This is a genomic window from Sphingomonas sp. GW821-FHT09B04, assembly GCF_059418285.1.
Map to the genome: position 1 here is coordinate 19,250 of NZ_JBWKPO010000008.1, position 17,913 is coordinate 37,162.

The 17,913-nt window shown below is 67.0% G+C and carries 15 protein-coding genes; 9 read left to right on the forward strand and 6 right to left on the reverse strand.

What is annotated here, in order from left to right; genetic code table 11:
- Window positions 1-28: 28 nt before the first annotated feature.
- On the reverse strand, window positions 29-331 hold the full coding sequence (locus AC07NK_RS20065) for a polyhydroxyalkanoic acid system family protein (protein WP_495172403.1): 303 nt from the start codon (window positions 329-331) through the stop codon (window positions 29-31).
- A 79-nt stretch (window positions 332-410) separates the two neighbouring features.
- Between AC07NK_RS20065 and lnt the strand changes: the two genes are divergently transcribed.
- The 3 genes from lnt to AC07NK_RS20080 all read left to right on the forward strand — a co-directional run bounded on the left by lnt (window position 411) and on the right by AC07NK_RS20080 (window position 4,360).
- Window positions 411-1,973 carry an apolipoprotein N-acyltransferase gene (lnt, locus tag AC07NK_RS20070; RefSeq protein WP_495172404.1) on the forward strand — a complete coding sequence of 521 codons (1,563 nt, stop codon included), beginning with the start codon at window positions 411-413 and terminating at the stop codon, window positions 1,971-1,973.
- A gap of 81 nt (window positions 1,974-2,054) precedes the next feature.
- Entirely contained in the window at window positions 2,055-3,266 is a 1,212-nt protein-coding gene (metK, locus tag AC07NK_RS20075; RefSeq protein ID WP_495172405.1) for a methionine adenosyltransferase, read from the forward strand.
- Between the two features lie 287 nt (window positions 3,267-3,553).
- Window positions 3,554-4,360, forward strand: a complete 807-nt coding sequence (locus AC07NK_RS20080) for a hypothetical protein (RefSeq protein WP_495172406.1) — start codon at window positions 3,554-3,556, stop codon at window positions 4,358-4,360.
- A 15-nt stretch (window positions 4,361-4,375) separates the two neighbouring features.
- Here the strand turns inward: AC07NK_RS20080 and AC07NK_RS20085 are convergent, their stop codons facing one another.
- A complete protein-coding gene (locus tag AC07NK_RS20085) occupies window positions 4,376-5,968 on the reverse strand; it encodes an amidase (protein WP_495172407.1) in 1,593 nt (530 codons plus the stop codon).
- An 85-nt stretch (window positions 5,969-6,053) separates the two neighbouring features.
- Between AC07NK_RS20085 and AC07NK_RS20090 the strand changes: the two genes are divergently transcribed.
- The 3 genes from AC07NK_RS20090 (at window position 6,054) to trmB (ending at window position 9,279) form a co-directional block, all read left to right on the forward strand.
- Window positions 6,054-7,439, forward strand: a complete 1,386-nt coding sequence (locus AC07NK_RS20090) for an RNB domain-containing ribonuclease (protein ID WP_495172408.1) — start codon at window positions 6,054-6,056, stop codon at window positions 7,437-7,439.
- Window positions 7,440-7,505: 66 nt separating this feature from the next.
- Window positions 7,506-8,555: a hypothetical protein gene (locus tag AC07NK_RS20095; protein ID WP_495172409.1), complete on the forward strand. Its 1,050-nt coding sequence runs from the start codon at window positions 7,506-7,508 to the stop codon at window positions 8,553-8,555.
- A 43-nt stretch (window positions 8,556-8,598) separates the two neighbouring features.
- On the forward strand, window positions 8,599-9,279 hold the full coding sequence (gene trmB / locus AC07NK_RS20100) for a tRNA (guanine(46)-N(7))-methyltransferase TrmB (protein ID WP_495172410.1): 681 nt from the start codon (window positions 8,599-8,601) through the stop codon (window positions 9,277-9,279).
- Here trmB and AC07NK_RS20105 read toward each other — a convergent pair.
- The 4 genes from AC07NK_RS20105 to AC07NK_RS20120 all read right to left on the reverse strand — a co-directional run bounded on the left by AC07NK_RS20105 (window position 9,264) and on the right by AC07NK_RS20120 (window position 14,788).
- A complete protein-coding gene (locus AC07NK_RS20105) occupies window positions 9,264-10,439 on the reverse strand; it encodes an alginate lyase family protein (RefSeq protein WP_495172411.1) in 1,176 nt (391 codons plus the stop codon). The genes trmB and AC07NK_RS20105 overlap by 16 nt on opposite strands.
- A complete protein-coding gene (locus AC07NK_RS20110; protein WP_495172412.1) occupies window positions 10,436-11,695 on the reverse strand; it encodes an alginate lyase family protein in 1,260 nt (419 codons plus the stop codon). The genes AC07NK_RS20105 and AC07NK_RS20110 overlap by 4 nt, the downstream gene beginning before the upstream one ends.
- Window positions 11,696-11,783: 88 nt before the next feature.
- Window positions 11,784-13,649, reverse strand: coding sequence for a hypothetical protein (locus AC07NK_RS20115; protein WP_495172413.1), 1,866 nt, complete (start codon window positions 13,647-13,649; stop codon window positions 11,784-11,786).
- Window positions 13,649-14,788, reverse strand: a complete 1,140-nt coding sequence (locus AC07NK_RS20120; RefSeq protein WP_495172414.1) for a glycoside hydrolase family 88/105 protein — start codon at window positions 14,786-14,788, stop codon at window positions 13,649-13,651. Before AC07NK_RS20120 ends, AC07NK_RS20115 begins: the two co-directional genes overlap by 1 nt.
- A 197-nt stretch (window positions 14,789-14,985) precedes the next feature.
- Here AC07NK_RS20120 and manD point away from each other — a divergent pair, with 197 nt between their 5' ends.
- From manD to AC07NK_RS20135, 3 genes are read left to right on the forward strand one after another with little or no spacing between them, the layout of a single operon-like run.
- Window positions 14,986-16,197 (forward strand): D-mannonate dehydratase ManD, encoded by a 1,212-nt coding sequence (gene manD, locus AC07NK_RS20125; protein ID WP_495172415.1) that lies wholly within the window; start codon window positions 14,986-14,988, stop codon window positions 16,195-16,197.
- Window positions 16,197-17,090 (forward strand): DUF4861 family protein, encoded by an 894-nt coding sequence (locus tag AC07NK_RS20130; protein WP_495172416.1) that lies wholly within the window; start codon window positions 16,197-16,199, stop codon window positions 17,088-17,090. The genes manD and AC07NK_RS20130 overlap by 1 nt, the downstream gene beginning before the upstream one ends.
- A 34-nt stretch (window positions 17,091-17,124) precedes the next feature.
- The gene (locus tag AC07NK_RS20135) at window positions 17,125-17,838 is read left to right on the forward strand and encodes a FadR/GntR family transcriptional regulator (protein WP_495172417.1); all 714 of its coding nucleotides are present in this window, start codon (window positions 17,125-17,127) and stop codon (window positions 17,836-17,838) included.
- Window positions 17,839-17,913: the final 75 nt, after the last annotated feature.

The window sequence follows — 17,913 nt, forward strand, 5'->3', positions numbered from 1 at the left end:
TCAACCCGGTCTGAGCCGCGCCGCTCCGTCATTCGAGCAGCTTGGGGGCGTCCCGCTGCAGCTTCTCGCGGATCTTGCCCGCGAACAGCGACAGCATCGGCGGCAGATCGACCTCGGCATGGACATGGGTGTCGAACACATCGAGGCGGCTCGCCACCGTCTGGCCCATCGCGCTGATGGTGAAGTGGAGCGTATCGCCCTCCCATCGCTCCTGCACCGCGCCGCCGCCCGGGATCATGCTTCCGATCTTCCCCACCCCGCCGGCCAGCCGGGCACGGGCGCCGTCACGGCCAAGCTTGTGCGGGATATCGACGGTAACGGGATCGGCCATGTGCATTCCTCAACTGTAGTGGCACACTAATACGCCGCATGCTTGTATCTGTCACGGTCTGGCCCGATAGCATCGCCTTATGCTGCCTCGTCCCCGTTTGATCGCGCTCGTCGCCGGCGCCGTTTCCGCCACCGCCTTCGCCCCGCTCGACTGGTGGGTCATTGGCCTGATCTGCTTCGCGATCCTGCTGCGGCTGACGCATGAGGCGCCAACGCTCAAGCAGGCGCTGCTGCGCGGCTGGCTGTTCGGGCTTGGCCATTTCACCGTGGGCAACAACTGGATCCAGCACGCCTTCACCTATCAGGACAAGATGCCGCCTGCGCTCGGCTATGCCGCAGTCGTGCTGCTCTCGCTCTACCTCGCCATCTATCCGGCGATTGCGATGGGGCTGGCGTGGCGGTTCGGACGGAGCGGAACAGCGCTGTTGCGCAAACCCGATCTGCCGTTCGTGCTGGTCGCAGGCGCGGCCTGGACCGTCACCGAATATCTGCGCGGGGTGATGTTCACTGGCTATCCATGGAACCCGCTGGGCGTGATCTGGCTGCCGGTGCCGGGCGTCGCCCAGATCGCCGGCTGGACCGGAACCTATGCGCTGTCGGGAGTGACCGTGGTGGCCGCCGGCTCGCTCTATCTCGCGACACGTCGCGCACTCCTTCCACTCACCGGTGTGGTCGTTGTGGGGGGAGCCGTAGCCTTGCTGCTCAATCCCGCCGTCACCGCGCCGCGTGCAGGGACGCCGCTGGTCCGGGTGCTCCAGCCCAATATCGGACAGGAGACGACGCTCGACGGCACCCGCGCCGAAAAGTCGATGGTCGCGCTGACCGCATTGTCCAATGATCGCGCGACGATCCTGCCCGGCGGCCCGGTCCCCCGGCTGATCGTCTGGCCCGAAGGCGCGGTCGATTACTGGATCGAGGACGGCTATCCGCCCGAATGGTACAGCCGCAACGATCCGCGTGCGGTTCGCCAGCGGATCGCGCAGACGCTGGGTCCCAGGGATGTCGCGCTGGTCGGGGGCACCGGCCTGTCGTTCGGCAGTGACAAGCAGCTCGACGCCGCGACCAATTCGGTGTTCGCGATCGACGCCGCCGGAACCATCCACGGCCGCTACGACAAGGCACATCTCGTACCCTATGGCGAGTATCTGCCGATGCGCACGATCCTCCAGCCGCTCGGCTTGTCGCGGCTGGTGATGGGGGATGTCGACTATGCCCCCGGCCCCGGTCCGGGGACGCTGAACGTGCCGAGCTTCGGCAACGTCGGGATGCAGATCTGCTACGAGATCATCTTCTCGGGCCAGACGGTCGATCCGAACAACCGCCCCGCGATCCTGTTCAACCCGTCCAACGACGCCTGGTTCGGCGCCTGGGGCCCGCCCCAGCATCTCGCGCAGGCCCGCATGCGGGCGATCGAGGAAGGCCTGCCGATCCTGCGGTCGACCCCCACCGGCATCTCGGCGATCATCGACGCGCATGGCCGGATCGTTGCCGCAGCCGGAATGGGCGAGGCAAAGGCGATCGAAGCGCCGATGCCCGAAGCGCGCGCCGCCACGCTGTTCGCCCGGATCGGCAACTGGATGGTGTGGCTGAGTGCAACGCTGCTGGTGGCTATCGCAATTGCCATTCGCCGCTTCGCCCGCTAGTGGGCCGCATATAACAAAAGCTTTATATCATCCACTTTCCAAATCGGGCATGGCAACGGCCTGAGCATCACGAGGAAAACCATGCGTTCCAGCTATCTCTTCACGTCCGAATCGGTTTCCGAGGGTCATCCCGACAAGGTCGCCGACCAAATTTCCGACGCGATCGTCGACCTGTTCCTGTCCAAGGACCCCGAGGCGCGCATCGCCTGCGAGACGCTGACCACCACCCAGCTGGTCGTGCTGGCCGGTGAAATCCGCGGCAAGGGCATCATGGACGAGGCCGGCAACTGGGCCCCGGGCGTTCGCGACGAGGTCGAGAAGGCCGTCCGCGATACCGTGAAGAAGATCGGCTACGAGCAGTCGGGCTTCCACTGGGAGACGCTGCGCTTCGAGAACAATTTGCACCCGCAGTCGGCGCACATCGCGCAGGGCGTGGACGCCAGCGGCAACAAGGACGAGGGCGCAGGCGACCAGGGCATCATGTTCGGCTATGCTGCCGACGATACGCCCGACCTGATGCCGGCGACGCTCTACTACAGCCACAAGATCCTCGAGCAGATGGCGGCCGACCGCCATTCGAAGAAGGCGCCGTTCCTCGAGCCCGACGCCAAGAGCCAGGTCACGCTGCGCTACGAGGGCAGCAAGCCCGTCGCGGCGACCGCGATCGTCGTCTCGACCCAGCACGCGCCGGGCTATGACGAAGGCGCCAAGGAAGCCGAGCTCCACGCCTATGTGAAGGCAGTGGTCGCCGACGTGATCCCCGCCGCGCTGCTGAGCGACGAGACCGTCTATCACATCAACCCGACGGGCAGCTTCGAGATCGGCGGCCCTGACGGCGACGCCGGCCTGACCGGCCGCAAGATCATCGTCGACACCTATGGCGGCGCTTCGCCCCATGGCGGCGGCGCGTTCAGCGGCAAGGACCCGACCAAGGTCGACCGTTCGGCGGCATACATCACCCGCTACCTCGCCAAGAACATCGTCGCCGCCGGCCTCGCCCAGCGCTGCACGATCCAGCTGGCCTATGCCATCGGCGTTTCCAAGCCGCTGTCGCTCTATGTCGACACCCACGGCACCGGCACCGTCGGCGACGACAAGATCGAGGAAGCGATTCAGGGCATCGCCAAGCTGGGCGGCCTGACCCCGCGCGGCATCCGTACGCACCTCGGCCTCAACAAGCCGATCTATCAGAAGACCGCGGCGTACGGCCATTTCGGCCGCAAGGCCGAGGGCGACTTCTTCCCGTGGGAGAAGACCGACCTGGTCGAGGATCTGAAGGCCGCGCTGGCCTGATCCTCCGGCAACGGACACGGAAGGCGGCGGTCCCCCGGATCGCCGCCTTTTTCGTTACGGGGACACGGAAAGTCCCAAAAGTCACACCGCAACACGCGCGCAAGTCCGGCGGCGAGTCCCGGCACAGCTGCGCCGAAAGTCCCAAAAGTCACACCCCCTACGCGCGAAGAGCCGCGACCGTCTGCACCTGTCAAAGAACGGTCCGGAGCGAAGCAGGCGAAATCCTACATTTCAAGGCTGTTGCTTCCGCCCCGCCCAGCGCTAGCCTGATGGGTGGGGAGAACATCATGCCGAGATACCTGACCGCCACGATCGCCCTGTTCGCCGCCGCACCGGCGCTGGCGCAAATCGCACCCGCCGACCAGGCCGCGCTCGACCGCGCCCGCATGCGGGGCGAGCTGATCTACTGGTACGACCAGGCAGCATGGCACGGCACCGACGACATGATGGCCAAGGCGCGCGAGGTCACCGAAACGGCGGGCGGCTGGATCGTCGATGGGCCGGCCAATGCCGCCGAGCTGATTTTCTATAGCCGAGACGAGGATCCCAAGCCGCTCTATTGGGCGCGCTTCAAGAACGGCAAGCTGGCGGAAAGTCGCAAGCTGGGCGGCGCCGACGCTGGGATGATGACCCCGCAACGCCGCCGCATGATCGCGGCGCTGGGGAGCGCCCGCGATGCGCTGGTCGCGGCGAAAGCGCAACTATGCGTCGACAAGCCATTCAACACCGTGGTGCTGCCGCCCGCAACACCCGATGGCCCGATACCGGTCTATTTCCTGACCCCGCAGACCGAGATGAAGGTCATACCGCTCGGCGCGCATTACCTGTTCGAGGTGGATGCGGCGGGTAAAGCGGGGCCGATGCGTCGTTTCACCAAGAGCTGCATCGCGCTTCCGATCGACGCCAAGTCACCGGACGGCAAGTCGACTGCGGCCCTCCTCATCACCCACCTGCTCGATCCAGTGCCGACCGAGATTCACTTCTTTTCAGCGATGGCAGCGCGCAAGCCGATCTATGTCGGGATCAAGGAGCGGATGTGGGCGGTGACGCCGGCAGCAAGCGGCCCGACCGTCCGGCTGATCAAAGCGGACTGACTCGGTACGCCGCGATCAGCGCGTCCCCTCAATCCCCGGCCCGGCATCGACCGTCGCGCGATAGCCGGGCTTCACCCGCGCGCGCGACGCCTGTTCATAGGCATGGCCGAGTTCGAGCAGGCGACCGTCACTCCACCTCGCGCCGATGAAGGACAGGCCCATGGGCAGGCCGCCCGTCAGCCCCATCGGGACGGTGAGGTGCGGATAGCCTGCAACCGCCGGCAGCTGGCTGGCACTGGGGCCGCTCCACTGATCGCCATGCACCGGGTCGGACAACCACGCCGTGCCGGTGGTCGGTGCGACGAATGCGGCAAGCTTGTTCTGCGTCAGGAGCGTGTCGAGCACCTCGGCAGCAAGCCGCCGGGCATCGTCGCGGGTCTTCGCATAAGCGGGATCGGCGGTACCGCCGGTCTTGTCCGCCATCTCGAAGATGCTCTGGCCGAAATAGGCGAGTTCGGCGGGCGACCCCTTGTTGAAGGCGATGGCGTCGGCGAGCGTGCGCACTTTCACCACAGGCGGGGTGGAAGCGAGATAGGCGGCCAGATCGCTCTTCAACTCCATCTGGAGCAGCTTGAACTCAAGGCCGCGCAGTTCGGACGGCGCGGCCAGTTTCACATCGACCAGTTCGGCGCCTGCAGCGCGCAGCACGGCGAGTTGCGCGTCGTAGAGTGCAGTGAGCCCGGCACGCATCTCGGGCCGAACCACACCGATCCGCACACCCTTCAGGCTTGCCTTGCTCCAGTCGGGGGTCAGCGCCGCACGCTGCGCATCGGCCTGCGCGGTCACAGCGTCGGCTGCGTCGCTTCCGATCATGCCCGCGAACAGCGCCGCCGCATCGCGAACGCTGCGCGCCATCGGGCCGGCGGTATCCTGACTGGAGCTGATCGGCACGACATGCGTGCGGCTGACCGCCCCGACCGTGGGCTTCAGGCCAACCAGCCCGGTCATCGACGCCGGACAGACGATCGATCCGTCGGTCTCGGTCCCCACCCCCGCAGCGGCGAGGCTGGCGGCGATCGCGGCCCCAGTGCCGCTCGACGATCCGCAGGCGCTGCGGTCGAGCGCATAGGGGTTGCGGACGAGGCCGCCGACCGCGCTCCACCCGCTCATCGAATCGCCGTCACGGATATTGGCCCATTCGGACAGGTTGGTCTTGCCGAGGATGATCGCCCCCGCCGCGCGCAGTCGGGCGACGAGCGGCGCGTCACGCTTCGTGAAATTGTCCTTGAGCGCGAGGCTGCCCGCGGTGGTCGCATTCTCCGCGGTGTCGATATTGTCCTTCACCAGAACGGGGATGCCAAAGAGTGGACCGCGCGCAATGCGCAGGCGCCGGTCGCGGTCGGCCTTACGCGCCTGCTCCAGCGCCTGCGGATTGATCGCGATCACGCTGCGCAGCTTGGGACCCTTGCGGTCGAGCGCATCGATGCGGTCGAGATAGGCTTGGGTCAGTTGTACGCTGGTCAGCTCGCCACGGTCGAGCATCGCCTGCAGCACGTCGATGCTCTTCTCATCGATCTTGGCAGCCAGCGGAGGAAGCGTGGCTTCGCCCGGTTGCGCGGCGGCGGGCGCCGCCAATGCCATTGCCATCGCTGCCAGCCCGTACCGCATCCAATACCCCCCGATGATGTCCGAACCGCACGATATCGCCGCGTTCGCGCTGTGCAACGCCGGATGCCGCCGCTAGCCTGATGCGATGAAGACGATCCGCGACCCCGCCCATGCGCTCGCCACCGAGCTGTCTGCCATCCGCGCGGAGTTTCAGGTGCCCGAGGCGTTCCCCCCGGAGGTGCTGGCGGCGGCGGGGGCGGCGGCAACCCGGGCGCCGTCCGATCACGCCGACTGGACCGATCGCGCCTTTGTGACGCTGGACCCGGCAAGCGCCACCGATCTGGATCAGGCGTTCAGCATCGAAGCGTCGGGAGGCGACCTGATCCTCCATTATGCCATCGCCGACGTCGCCTGGTTCGTCGACGAAGGCGGGCCGATCGACACCGAGGCGTGGGCGCGCGGCGAAACGCTGTACCTGCCCGAAGGCAAGGCGGGCCTCTATCCGCCGGTGCTGGCCGAGGGCGCGGCGAGCCTGCTGCCCGACGGCCCCCGGCCCGCGGTGGTATTCAGCGTGCGGGTGGCGCCGGACGGCGCGGTCAGGCTCGACGCGGCGACGCGCGCGGTGATTCACAGCCGCGCCAAGCTTGCCTATGCGACGGTGCGGGACGACGAGCTCCCGGCGGGCTTTGCCGAATTGTCGGCGCGGATCATCGCGGCCGAGGCCGAGCGCGGCGCGGCACGCGTCGACCCGCCCGAGCAGGAGGTCAGCGAGGGACCGGACGGCAAGCTCACCCTCTCCTTCCGCGACCGTCATCCGTCCGAGGATCGCAATGCAGCGCTCTCGCTTGCGTGCAACATGGCGGTGGCGGACGCGCTGATCGCGCATCAGACGGGACTGTTTCGGGTCATGGCCGAGCCGAACGAGCATGCGGTGCGGCGGCTGCGACACACCGCGCGCGCATTCGGCATAGAGTGGCCCGAGCGCGCGACGCTGACTCAGTTCGAGCGCACGCTGGATCCTTGCGATCCCCGCGCCGCCGCGCTGATGCTGGCGATCCGGCGCGCGGGCAATGGCGCGGGCTATCAGCCCTTCCGCCCCGGCGAAACGCCCTGGCATTCGGCGGTTGCCGCGCCCTATGCCCACGCCACCGCACCGCTTCGCCGGCTGGCCGACCGCTATGTCGTGCAGGCGGCGCTGGCGGTGGCGAATGGCCGGGTGGTGCCGGACCATGTCACCGCCGCCTTTGCGAAGCTGCCCAAGGTGATGGCGCGCGCCGATGCCCGCGCCAACCAGATCGACCGGGCGGTGATCGACATGGCCGAGGCGGTGATGCTGGCGGGACAGGAGGGCGATCGCTTCGGCGCGATCGTCACCGATATCGGCGAGCGCGGCGCGTCGATCCAGCTACGCGACCTGCCGGTGACGGCGCGGATCGATGCGTCGGGCCTGACGCCCGGCGACGCGCTTGAGGTGCGGCTGACCCGCGCCGATCCGCGCGCACGGCAAATCGCGTTCGAGCGGCTAAGCTAGGCCGCCAAGCCGCTTGCGCTACCGCGCGGGCACAAGCATTTTCGTGCGGAAATGGGGGAGACTGACATGGCTTTTCGCGTGATCGCCGCAATCCTGATTGCCGGCGCCATACCCGCGCTCGCCCAGACGAAACCCGCACCGCTTGAGGCCGAGGCGGGCAAGCCGTTCAAGCATGACAATAGCGGGATTACCTTGCCTGCGACCTTGCTGGGTTTCCCCCGCAACGAAGGCCAGGAATATGTGAAACCGCAGCTTGACGTTGCTTTCCGCTATTTCCCCGCGGACACGAACGAAGAGGTGTCGGTCTATATCTACCGGGTGACGTCGGGCGTCCCATCGCTGTGGTTCGACGTGTCGAGCAATTCGATCGAGCAGCGGGCGGCGTTCGGACGCAAGACGCGGTTCGAGATGCCGCTGACCTTCACCCCGCCCGGCCAGGCCACCGCCTCGGGTCTCAAGGCGGCATGGACGCTGTCAGATGCGCCCTATCGCAGCACGGCGCTGGCGATCGTCCCGGTCGGCGAATGGCTGGTGAAGATCCGCTATTCCTCGGCAACCCTCGAGGTCGCATCGCTGACCCGGAGGCTGGACGAGGTGGTCGCGGCGATCGGCTGGCCCGGCAAGATCGAGCCAGCCCCCGCCGCCGCCGCGATCGCAGATTGCACCACACCCCTCAAACTCAACGGCGCGTCGAAGCCGGTGAAGGCCGATGGCGCGTCCGCCCTGATCGATGCGTTGATGGCAGCGAGCGTGCGCGACAAGAAGGACAAGGAAGAGACCAGGGACTCAATGCCGGTTGCCTGGTGCCGCGATCGCGCCGTCAAGGCCCCGGCTTTGGTCTATCGCCCGGTGGAGAGCGAGAACAGCTATCTGCTCGCGTTCACCGATTCCGGACGAGCGGTGTGGACGCGGCCGAGCCTTAGCGGCCTGCTCGGGGCCGGCAAGGGAGGCTGGGCGGTGAGCATCGTATTACCGGGCGAGACGATCAACTATCTCGGCCGCGACCGGCTGCCCGAACCCGTCGAGCTGAGCAAGATCCTCGAAGGGCAGGTCACTTCGCGGGTCGCGACCTGGGGAAAGAGCACGCTCACGCTGGATTCGGCGACCTTCAAGTAACCGCGGTTCCCTTTCGGCGCGCGCGCCGCTAGGGCCGCACGCCATGAACGATCCTGCGAAGATCCGCCGCCTCTATGGCCGGGCGAAGGGCCACAAGCTGCGCATCGGGCAAGCTTCGCTGGTCGAGGAGATGCTCCCCGAGGTCTCGGTGCCCGAGGCCGGACCGATCGACGCGACGTCGCTGTTCGGCGACGCACGCCCGCTGGAACTGGAGATCGGCTTCGGCGCGGGCGAACATCTGGCCGGGCAGGCGACGATGCGGCCCGATCACGGCTTCATCGGCTGCGAGCCGTTCCTCAACGGTGTGGTCGGCGCGCTCGGGCATATCCGCGATGGCGAGCTGGCCAATGTGCGGCTGCACATGGGCGACGCGCTCGAGGTGATCGAGCGGTTGCCCGACGCGAGCCTGGAGCGCGTCTATCTGCTCCACCCCGATCCCTGGCGAAAGGCGCGCCACGCCAAGCGGCGGATGGTCAATCACGGACCGCTCGACCTGATCGCGGCGAAGCTCAAGCCCGGCTGCGAGTTCCGGCTGGGGACCGACGATCCGACCTATTGCCGCTGGGCGATGATGGTGATGAACCAGCGCGGCGACTTCGAGTGGCAGGCGAAGGAAGCGAAGGACTTCCTCACCCGTCCCGACGACTGGCCCGAGACCCGCTACGAGCGCAAGGCGCGGCGGCAGGGGCATGAGGTGTGGTACTTCCGCTACCTGCGCGTCTGATCGATCCACAGCAGAGGCTGGCGGACGGGGAAGTTGCGGATCACCTCACCGATCGCGGGGTCGGAGTTGAGGCCGCTCCAGATATGCAGCCAGTCCGGACGGTCGAGTGTGCGGGCGCCGAACAGCAGCGCCGGGTGACGCACGGGGAAACCGTCAAAATATTCGATGTCCTTCGCGAACGGCCATTTGGACTTGTCGGCGATATAGGGCGCCATGAAAGCGATCGCCTGCCCGATCGAGCGGCCGTCCGGGGTGCGCCAGCCGATCAGATCGCCTTTCCCCTCCGACAACAGCCAGGCCGAGGCGGCGAGGACGTCGAGGTTGAACAGGCAATAGGCATAGGGCTTGGTCCGCGCGAGCTCGAGCGGCTGACGGCCATCGGGCGCGATCTGGGCGGGGATGATGACGGTCCTGAGCCGCTCACGCGCGGCGATCAGTACATCGGCGCGGCCGACGAGCGCGGCGAAGGCGGCGGCCTGAAGCAGCCAGCAGGTCCCGTGATTGTTGGCCTGATCGCGCTCCTCGATCCCGAAGGGGGAGGCGGTGAGCCAGTCGAGATAGCGCGCGAACCAGTCCTCCACGCCCTTACGAATCGCAGCATAGCCGGGGGCTTTGCGGCGTGCGAACAGGCTGGCGGCGCGCGCAACCTCGACGATCTGGAGCGTGTCGATCACCCCGATCGCGCGGCCGGTATTGACGCCGATGATCGCCTGCGCGTGCTGGAGATCGGGGTTCATGCGCGTCGCCGGATCGACGAACCAGGCGCGCAGATGCCGGATCGCGGCGTTGGCATAGCGCGCCTCGCCAGTCAGATCCCAGGCGGCGGCGAGCATCGGCACGATCCGGCCGAAGCGGATCAGTGCGTCGCGATGCCCGTCGAACTTGTCGGGGTTGGAACGCCCGTCGCGGCGGACATAGGGTCCGCCGGGATTCGCCGGATCGGGCCACCAGTAATCGCCCTCCGAATAATAATCGTGCCGCCCCGCCGGGCTGCGCGGAGCGGGGATCGCGGCGATGGTGCGGGGTGGCGCGGCAAGCATCGCCTGCGCCTGCGGGATCACCCGCCGCCGTTCGATCGCACGCAGGTCGAAGCCGGGCATGCGCGCCATCGCGGGCAGCGCAAGCAGCGGTGCGGCGAGCAGGGTTCGGCGAAGAATCATTGCGCGCGGCGGTAGCGCAGCACCATGTCCCCGCCCGCCGCACGCGGATAGGCGCCCGGCCCCCATGCCGCATCGGCGCGGGTGAGCAGGCCGTCGAGGCCCTGCGCGGGCCACTTCATCTCCTTGTACGGCCATTCGGCCTGCCGCCCGCGATAGGCCGCGACATAAGCGGTTGCCTTGCGCAACGACCGGCCCGCTACCTCAGCGCCATAGAGATCGGTGCCGAGGCACGCCGCGCTGTCGGCGACATGATAGGCGGCATCGAGCGTGTAGATCGAATAGTGGAAGCTGCGGGTGCGGGTCAGCTCGTGCGGGAGCGCGCCCGAAGGATCGACCTGCGGCTCGATCCGCGCTTTGGCAAAGGCGCCGACGGTTTGCCGGGCGATATCGTCGCGGCGCGCGAACAGCGCGAAGCGGGCGATCTGAGCATCGTACCAGATGCCGTGATTGTTGCGCGCCGCGGCCTCCGCCTTGCCGTTCGGACTGGTGCGCATCCAGTCGACATAGCGCGCGAACCAGCCCTCCAGCGCCTTGACCTCGTCCGCCGACAGCGCGCCGGACGGTCCGATCAGCCCGACCGCATCGATCATCGCGATCAGCCCGCTGGTGTCGAGCACGCCCTCGGCGCGGCCCGTCTCCCGCCCCGGCACCGCCTGCGCATAGGTCATATTGGGGTTCATTGCCGTGGCCGGATCGAGGAACCACGTCCGGATGAGCGCCGCGGCCTTGTCGGCGTAGTTGCGGTCGCCGCTGTAATAATAGGCGAGGCCGAGCGTGTCGGTGTCGTCCGCCATCCGGCCCAGCGCGACGCGATCGAACCGGCCGGTCTCACGCTCGGGGTTCACCTGCCCGTCGCGGCGGATATAGGGACCGCCCGGGTTGGCGGGATCGGGCCACCAATAGGGCGCGAGGCTCATATAGTCGCGGCGATCGCCGGAGAGCGGCATGGTGCTCTTGTCGACGACGGAGCCGGGCTTGCGCGCGAGCGCCTGATCGGCGCGGGCAAGCAGCGCCCGATAGGCTTTGGCAATGACGGGATCGCTGGCCAGCGACGCCTTGATCGCCTCCAGCTCACCGGGACGCAGCGTGAAGGTGCGGCGGCCGCCGAACGCCACGGCATAGCCCTCGCTCCCCTGACAGACCGGCGCGGAAGGAAAAGCCGCCGCTGCAGATGGAACACCCACAGCGGCGGTGGCGGCCAGAACCGAGAGAGGGATGGTCCAGCCCAGGTCGATCACAGCCGTGCTCCGAAGCATGATTTCATCCGAATCCTCCGAAGCTGGCCAATGGCGATTTCACAGATGTGTATGACAACTATATCAACCCTGTCAATCGCGGCCACGCCTAGTTGTAGGACAACTCCCAGCCGAGCGCGATGACGCCGCCGGGCGTGGGCATCGCCGTCCGCGCACAGCGAACCACCGTGGCAAAGGCGCCGGTGGGCGCGCGATATTCGGGGGATTGCGGTAACCCTGCCGAGCAGCTGCCATAGCCATTGGCGGCGAACCCGCGCACCTCGCCGCTGGCGAACCTGACCCGCCCCGCCTGCACCGACGGCGTGCGGGAGAAGCTCGCAAATTCAAGCTCGACCTTCACTGCACGCGCACCGGGCGCGAGGCGAAGCCGGTCGCTTCGGGTGATCCGGCCGGGGGCGAGCGTGTAGCGCGTCTCGATGCTCGCGCGGCGATCAGACCGCGCATCGTCCTTGCCCATTCGGTCGAGCGCGTCCTGTCGCCAGCTAACTTCGGTCACCGCACCGCGGCGGGTAACGCGCACATCCTTGAAGAAGGCGAGCGGCATCAGCACCGATCCGTCCGTCAGCGTGATGCGCGGGACGAGGTGCGGGTAGGTCGCGTCCGCCGATCCGGCGAGCATCCCGGGAGAGAAGGGCACCGGGAAATAGGGGTTATGCAGATGCTGCCCCTCCGCCCCGTTGATGACCGGCAGGCCGATCAGCCGGCCGCGATCGCGCACGCTCACCAGCGCGCGGTCATACTCGCCCCGTGCGAACCAGGTGACGGTAGAGCGCGGCAGCGTCTCCAGCCACTTCGCATAGCCGGAATCGGGCGCGCGACCGGCATAGCCAAGCCGGTTCCAGATCGCGTTGGTGTAGATATGCTGGCGCGCGAGACTGAGATTCTCGCCGAAGATGCGGTGAATGCCGCGATAGGCGTCGGTGCGCCGCCCCTGCCCCCACAGGTCGACCGAGCCGGTCGCAGGGTTCACCCAGAAGTCCATGTAACGCGCGCTGATCCGGCTGGAGAAGGCATAGGCCATGCGCTCCTCTTCCGGGGTCAGCACCTTGAGCAGGGCGGCGGCAGTCAGCACCTCGATAAAGGCACTCTCGCCATAGGCGCCGATGCTGCGGCCATATTCGAACCCCTCGCCCGTCAGGTTGAAACGCGGGAGCAGCAGGTCGACCGACTTGCGCAGCCAGCCCTTGACCTCGTCGCTCGGCGTCATGCCGGTCTCGATCAGCCGGTGCGCGATCTCACCGATCAGCAGCACCGAATAACGATCGAACCGGCCCTTGCCCTCGGTCTCGTCGGCAAAGCCGAACTCGCCTGAATATTTGCGGTAATGATCGAGCGTGCGGGCAAGCAGCTGATCGCCGCCGCTGGAGTCCTCCCAGTTCATCAGATAACGCAGCCGCGCGATCGAGAAGGCGACGCCGTAATAATTGTTGGGCAGATCGATCAGCGTCAGGTCGGGCCGCACGAAGCGGCGCCAGTCGAGCCGCTGTTTGAGCTTCGCCAGCGTCTCGGGACGAAGCGCGCGGGTCAGCAGGCCGCGCTCGTTGAGGTCGTGCAGCGCCGAGACATAGTAATAAATGCCCCAGCTGTCGTTGGTATCGTCGAGCGTCAGTTCGGCGATATCGGCGAAATCCCGCAAGCGCTGGTCGAGCCGCGGATCGCCCTTCTCAAGCGTGGTGATGCGATAGGCCATCGCCGCGGCGATCTTGCCGGGCAGGAACTTGTCACCGCTCTCGAACACCGCGACGCCGCTAAGCTTCATGCCACGCCTTTCGCGCAGCAGTTGTTCGATCAGGGCTTCGACCTGCGGCATCAGCCGGGTGCGGACGGTGCGGTCCATCGGTGCGACGTCGACTGCATAGACCGGCCCGTGCGGCTTGCCCGCCCAGCGATCGGCAGGCGACGCATTGGCCATGAGCAGCGCGGCAAACACGGGTACGCAAACCAGCTTCCGCATCAGCGCTTCGCCTTGCGCGCCAGATCGTACATCGCGGTGCCGGCAAGGATGAATGCGCCCGATCCGTAGAATTGCGTCTCCGTTGCAGAGACGCTGTCGGGACGGTCGCCGACCTGCTGCACCCAGCCGAGCATCCCGTCGGGCTGCACGGCGCGATTGAGCGCATCCCACCCCCTGATCGCCGCGGGCTGATAGGCGCCGCGATCGAGCAGCCCGGCGTCGATACCCCAGGCAAAGGCATAGGTGAAGAAGGCGGTACCGCTGCTTTCGGGCGGTGTGCCGGGATCATTGTCGAGCAGCGAGGCCGGCCAATAGCCGTCGCCCTTCTGCAGCGGCAGCAAGCGCGCCGCCATGTCGCGGAACAGTTTCTCATAATAGGGCCGCTTGGGGTCCCTGGCATCCATCGCCTGAAGCATGCGGACGAGCCCGCCCATCACCCAGCCATTGCCCCGGCTCCAGAATAGCTTGCGCCCCTTGGCGTCACGCATGTCGAAGAAGCGGCTGTCGCGGAAATAGAGCTTCTCGTTCGCGTCGTAGAGATAGTCTGTCGTCGCCTTGAACTCGGTATGCGCGAAATCGGCATAGCGCTGATCGCCGGTGACGCGCGCCAGCTGAAGCAGGGTCGGCGGCGCCATGAACAGCGCGTCGCACCAGCACCAGCGATCGGTGCATTTCGACGAGCCCTTGCCCGGTGCGGTGGGAATGAACTCAAGGCTGCCGGTGGGGCGGTTCGAGAAGACATGCTCGAAATAGGCGCGCGTCGGCGCCAGCGCGGCCGGTCCCGCCCCGTTGCGCGCGGCCCAGATCCACGCCTGAGCGATCAGCTGGTCGTCGGCGTGGAAGGGCCGGTCGCCCAGCCGCCAGTTCAGCTCGCGCCCGAGATCGAGCAGCGGCTTAGCATAGCGCGGGTCGCGCGCGGCGAGGTCGCTGAGCGTGATCCAGAACGCAGCCTGCTCCCAACCGCGCGGATCGCGCGCGCTGGGCCGGGCAGCCGGGATCGCCGCCCAGTTGTTGCGATTGGCGAGTTGCCAGTCGGCGACGCGGCGCGTCTGCGCGAGGATCGCGGCGGGCTGCGGCAAGGCTGGCTGCGCATCAACGATTGCGGCGGGCGTGGCGAGCGCGAGCAGGAGCAAACTCATGCCGACATCCTAACGCCCGGCTCGCTACCCGTCCCTCGAATCCCGCTCGCTCCGGCCACTTCCCTCTCCCTCGATTCGAGCCCGCGCCCTTGCGCGTGACACCGGTAACATTCCTCTTTTCTTTTGTCGTACGAGTCAATAATGTTGTCACACAACTTACCGCGCCGACAGCGGCTCTGGCGAAAGAAGGGGATGGAATGCCGAAGATCGTGTCTGCCCGCGTGATCGTGACCTGTCCGGGGCGCAATTTCGTGACGCTGAAGGTCGAGTGCGACGACGGCACCACCGGGATCGGCGACGCGACGCTCAACGGGCGCGAGCTGGCAGTGGCGGCCTATCTGTCCGAGCATGTCGTCCCCTGCCTGATCGGGCGCGACGCGCACCGGATCGAGGATATCTGGCAGTATCTCTACAAGGGCGCGTATTGGCGCCGCGGGCCGGTGACGATGGCCGCGATCGCTGCGGTCGACATGGCGCTGTGGGACATCAAGGGGAAGCTGGCGGGGCTGCCGGTCTATCAGTTGCTGGGCGGAGCGAGCCGCGAGGGCTGCATGGTCTATGGCCATGCCAACGGCACCACGATCGAGGACACGATCAGGGCCGCGCTCGACTATCAGCTACAGGGCTACAAGGCGATCCGGCTGCAATGCGGTGTGCCGGGCATGGCGTCGACCTATGGCGTGTCGAAGGACAAATATTTCTACGAACCCGCGGACGCCGCGCTGCCGAGCGAGAATCTCTGGTCGACCTCAAAGTATCTGCGCGTCGTGCCCGAGCTGTTCGCCGCGGCGCGCGAAGCGCTGGGCTGGGACGTCCACCTGCTGCATGATGTGCATCACCGGCTGACCCCGATCGAGGCCGCGCGGCTGGGCAAGGATCTGGAGCCCTATCGCCCCTTCTGGATCGAGGACGCGACCCCGGCGGAGGATCAGGAATCGTTCCGGCTGATCCGCCAGCACACCACGACGCCGCTGGCGGTGGGTGAGATCTTCAGCTCGATCTGGGACTGCAAGGGCCTGATCGAGAACCGGCTGATCGACTATATCCGCGCGACCGTGCTCCACGCAGGCGGGATCACCCATATGCGCCAGATCGCGGCGCTGGCCGATCTGCATCAGGTGCGCACCGGCTGCCATGGCGCGACCGACCTGTCGCCGGTGACGATGGCGGCGGCGCTGCACCTGGGGCTCGCCATCCCCAATTTCGGCATCCAGGAATATATGCGCCACACCGCGGAGACCGATGCGGTCTTCCCGCACGGGTACAGCTTTGCGGACGGGATGCTGCACCCGGGCGACGCGCCGGGGCTTGGCGTCGAGATCGACGAGGCGCTGGCGGAAACATTCCCCTATGATCGTGCCTATCTGCCCGTGAACCGGCTGGAGGACGGGACGATGTGGAGCTGGTGATGCGGCGGGCCGCCCTCCTTCTCATGCTCGTTGCCGGCAGCGCGCTGGCGCAGGATCACAAGCCATTGCGGCCTGCAACGGACGCGGAGAAGCAGGCGCGCGCGGCGGTGAGTATCGCCGACTATCGCTATGGCGACCTGTTGTGGGAGAACGACCGGATCGCCTTCCGCATCTACGCGCGCGCGCTGGAGAAGGCCGAGCCGCCCTCCTCCTCAGGCATCGACGCGTGGGGCAAGCGGGTGCGCTGGCCCTATATGGACCGGCAGCTGCGTACCGGCGACCAGCATGCCGACCATGGCGAGGGACTGGACTTCTATAATGTCGGCACCGGGCGCGGGATCGGCGGCCTCGGCATCTGGCACGACAACAAATTATGGACGTCACGCAACTATGTGCGGCCACGCATCGCCAGCGCCGGGCCACAAGTGGCCGACTTCACCGTCGACTATGAAGCATGGCCGGTCGATGTCCTGCGAAGCGTGTCGGAGACGCGACGCTTCACCCTGCCAGCGGGCACAAACTTCACCCGCATGACTTCGACGCTGCGATCGAACCGTGCAGGTGAACTGATCGTCGGCATCGGCATCTCCAAGCGCCCGATCGCGGGGGCTCAACTCGGCAAGATCGTAAAGGACGAGCGCCATGCGCGGATGAGCTGGTGGGGCCCCACCGACGCCACCAAGGGCACGATGGCAGCGGCAGTGATGGTCGATCCGGCAGCCTTTGCTGGCTTTGCCGAGGATGCCGACAATTATCTGATCCTGCTGCGCGTCACGCCGGGCAAGCCGTTCGTCTATCATGCCGGTGCGGCATGGGATCGCGGGCAGGATTTCGCGACGCGCGAAGCATGGCAAGCCTATGTCAATGAACAACAACCCGATTTCCGGCCCTAGCCAAGCTCGCGCGGGCGATGGTAACGCTCGCGTCATGGCGACCAAAGCGGCGTCGCTGGCCGACGATCTGGTCCAGCGATTCGAACAACAGATCGAACGGGGCGAAATGCCCCCCGGTTCGCGCTTCCCCACCGAGAAGGCGATCACCGAGAGCTTCGGGGTAAGCCGCACGGTTGTGCGTGAGGCCTATTCGCGGCTCGCGGCGCGCGGCTTGCTGATCTCGCGGCGCGGATCGGGCGCCTATGTCGCCGAAGGCGCGCAGTATCGCGCCTTTCAGGTGACCCCGGACGAGGTCAGCGAGATCGACGACGTGCTGCGCCTGCTCGAGATGCGCATGGGATTCGAGATGGAGATGGCGGGCCTTGCCGCCGAGCGGCGTACCGACGACGACCTGGCCGAGATGCGCAGGGCGTTGGCGGCGATGGATTCGAGCATTGATGTCGACGGTTCGGTCGCGGCCGATGCCGCCTTCCACGCCGCGATCGCGCGCGCGACGAGCAATGACTATTTCCTGCGTTTCACCCAGTTTCTCGGCGTGCGGCTGGTTCCGTCGCGCAAACTCTACCTGCAGGGCAGCGAACCGAAGAAGCACCAGCGCCACGCCCGCACGATCAACCGCGATCACGAGGCAATCTATGCCGCGATCGAAGCGGGCGATTCGAACGCGGCGCGGCGCGCGGCCCGCCAACACATGCTGAAATCGGTCAAGCGCTACGAGGATCTGAAGGCGGCAGGCGCGCCCGACTAATCCGGATCGGTTTCGGTTGCGGGCCGTGCGGGTGTGTCTTGCGTGGGACCGCTAAGCGCGCGGTGGAGGGCGTCG

Excerpts from the sequence above, each read along its gene's own strand:
- AC07NK_RS20065 (WP_495172403.1), bottom strand. The coding sequence starts at position 331 with ATGGCCGATCCCGTTACCGTCGATATCCCGCACAAGCTTGGCCGTGAC.
- metK (WP_495172405.1), top strand. The coding sequence starts at position 2,055 with ATGCGTTCCAGCTATCTCTTCACGTCCGAATCGGTTTCCGAGGGTCAT.
- AC07NK_RS20080 (WP_495172406.1), top strand. The coding sequence starts at position 3,554 with ATGCCGAGATACCTGACCGCCACGATCGCCCTGTTCGCCGCCGCACCG.
- AC07NK_RS20110 (WP_495172412.1), bottom strand. The coding sequence starts at position 11,695 with ATGCTTCGGAGCACGGCTGTGATCGACCTGGGCTGGACCATCCCTCTC.
- AC07NK_RS20095 (WP_495172409.1), top strand. The coding sequence starts at position 7,506 with ATGGCTTTTCGCGTGATCGCCGCAATCCTGATTGCCGGCGCCATACCC.
- trmB (WP_495172410.1), top strand. The coding sequence starts at position 8,599 with ATGAACGATCCTGCGAAGATCCGCCGCCTCTATGGCCGGGCGAAGGGC.
- AC07NK_RS20085 (WP_495172407.1), bottom strand. The coding sequence starts at position 5,968 with ATGCGGTACGGGCTGGCAGCGATGGCAATGGCATTGGCGGCGCCCGCC.
- AC07NK_RS20135 (WP_495172417.1), top strand. The coding sequence starts at position 17,125 with ATGGCGACCAAAGCGGCGTCGCTGGCCGACGATCTGGTCCAGCGATTC.
- AC07NK_RS20130 (WP_495172416.1), top strand. The coding sequence starts at position 16,197 with ATGCGGCGGGCCGCCCTCCTTCTCATGCTCGTTGCCGGCAGCGCGCTG.
- AC07NK_RS20090 (WP_495172408.1), top strand. The coding sequence starts at position 6,054 with ATGAAGACGATCCGCGACCCCGCCCATGCGCTCGCCACCGAGCTGTCT.
- AC07NK_RS20115 (WP_495172413.1), bottom strand. The coding sequence starts at position 13,649 with ATGCGGAAGCTGGTTTGCGTACCCGTGTTTGCCGCGCTGCTCATGGCC.
- AC07NK_RS20120 (WP_495172414.1), bottom strand. The coding sequence starts at position 14,788 with ATGAGTTTGCTCCTGCTCGCGCTCGCCACGCCCGCCGCAATCGTTGAT.
- lnt (WP_495172404.1), top strand. The coding sequence starts at position 411 with ATGCTGCCTCGTCCCCGTTTGATCGCGCTCGTCGCCGGCGCCGTTTCC.
- manD (WP_495172415.1), top strand. The coding sequence starts at position 14,986 with ATGCCGAAGATCGTGTCTGCCCGCGTGATCGTGACCTGTCCGGGGCGC.
- AC07NK_RS20105 (WP_495172411.1), bottom strand. The coding sequence starts at position 10,439 with ATGATTCTTCGCCGAACCCTGCTCGCCGCACCGCTGCTTGCGCTGCCC.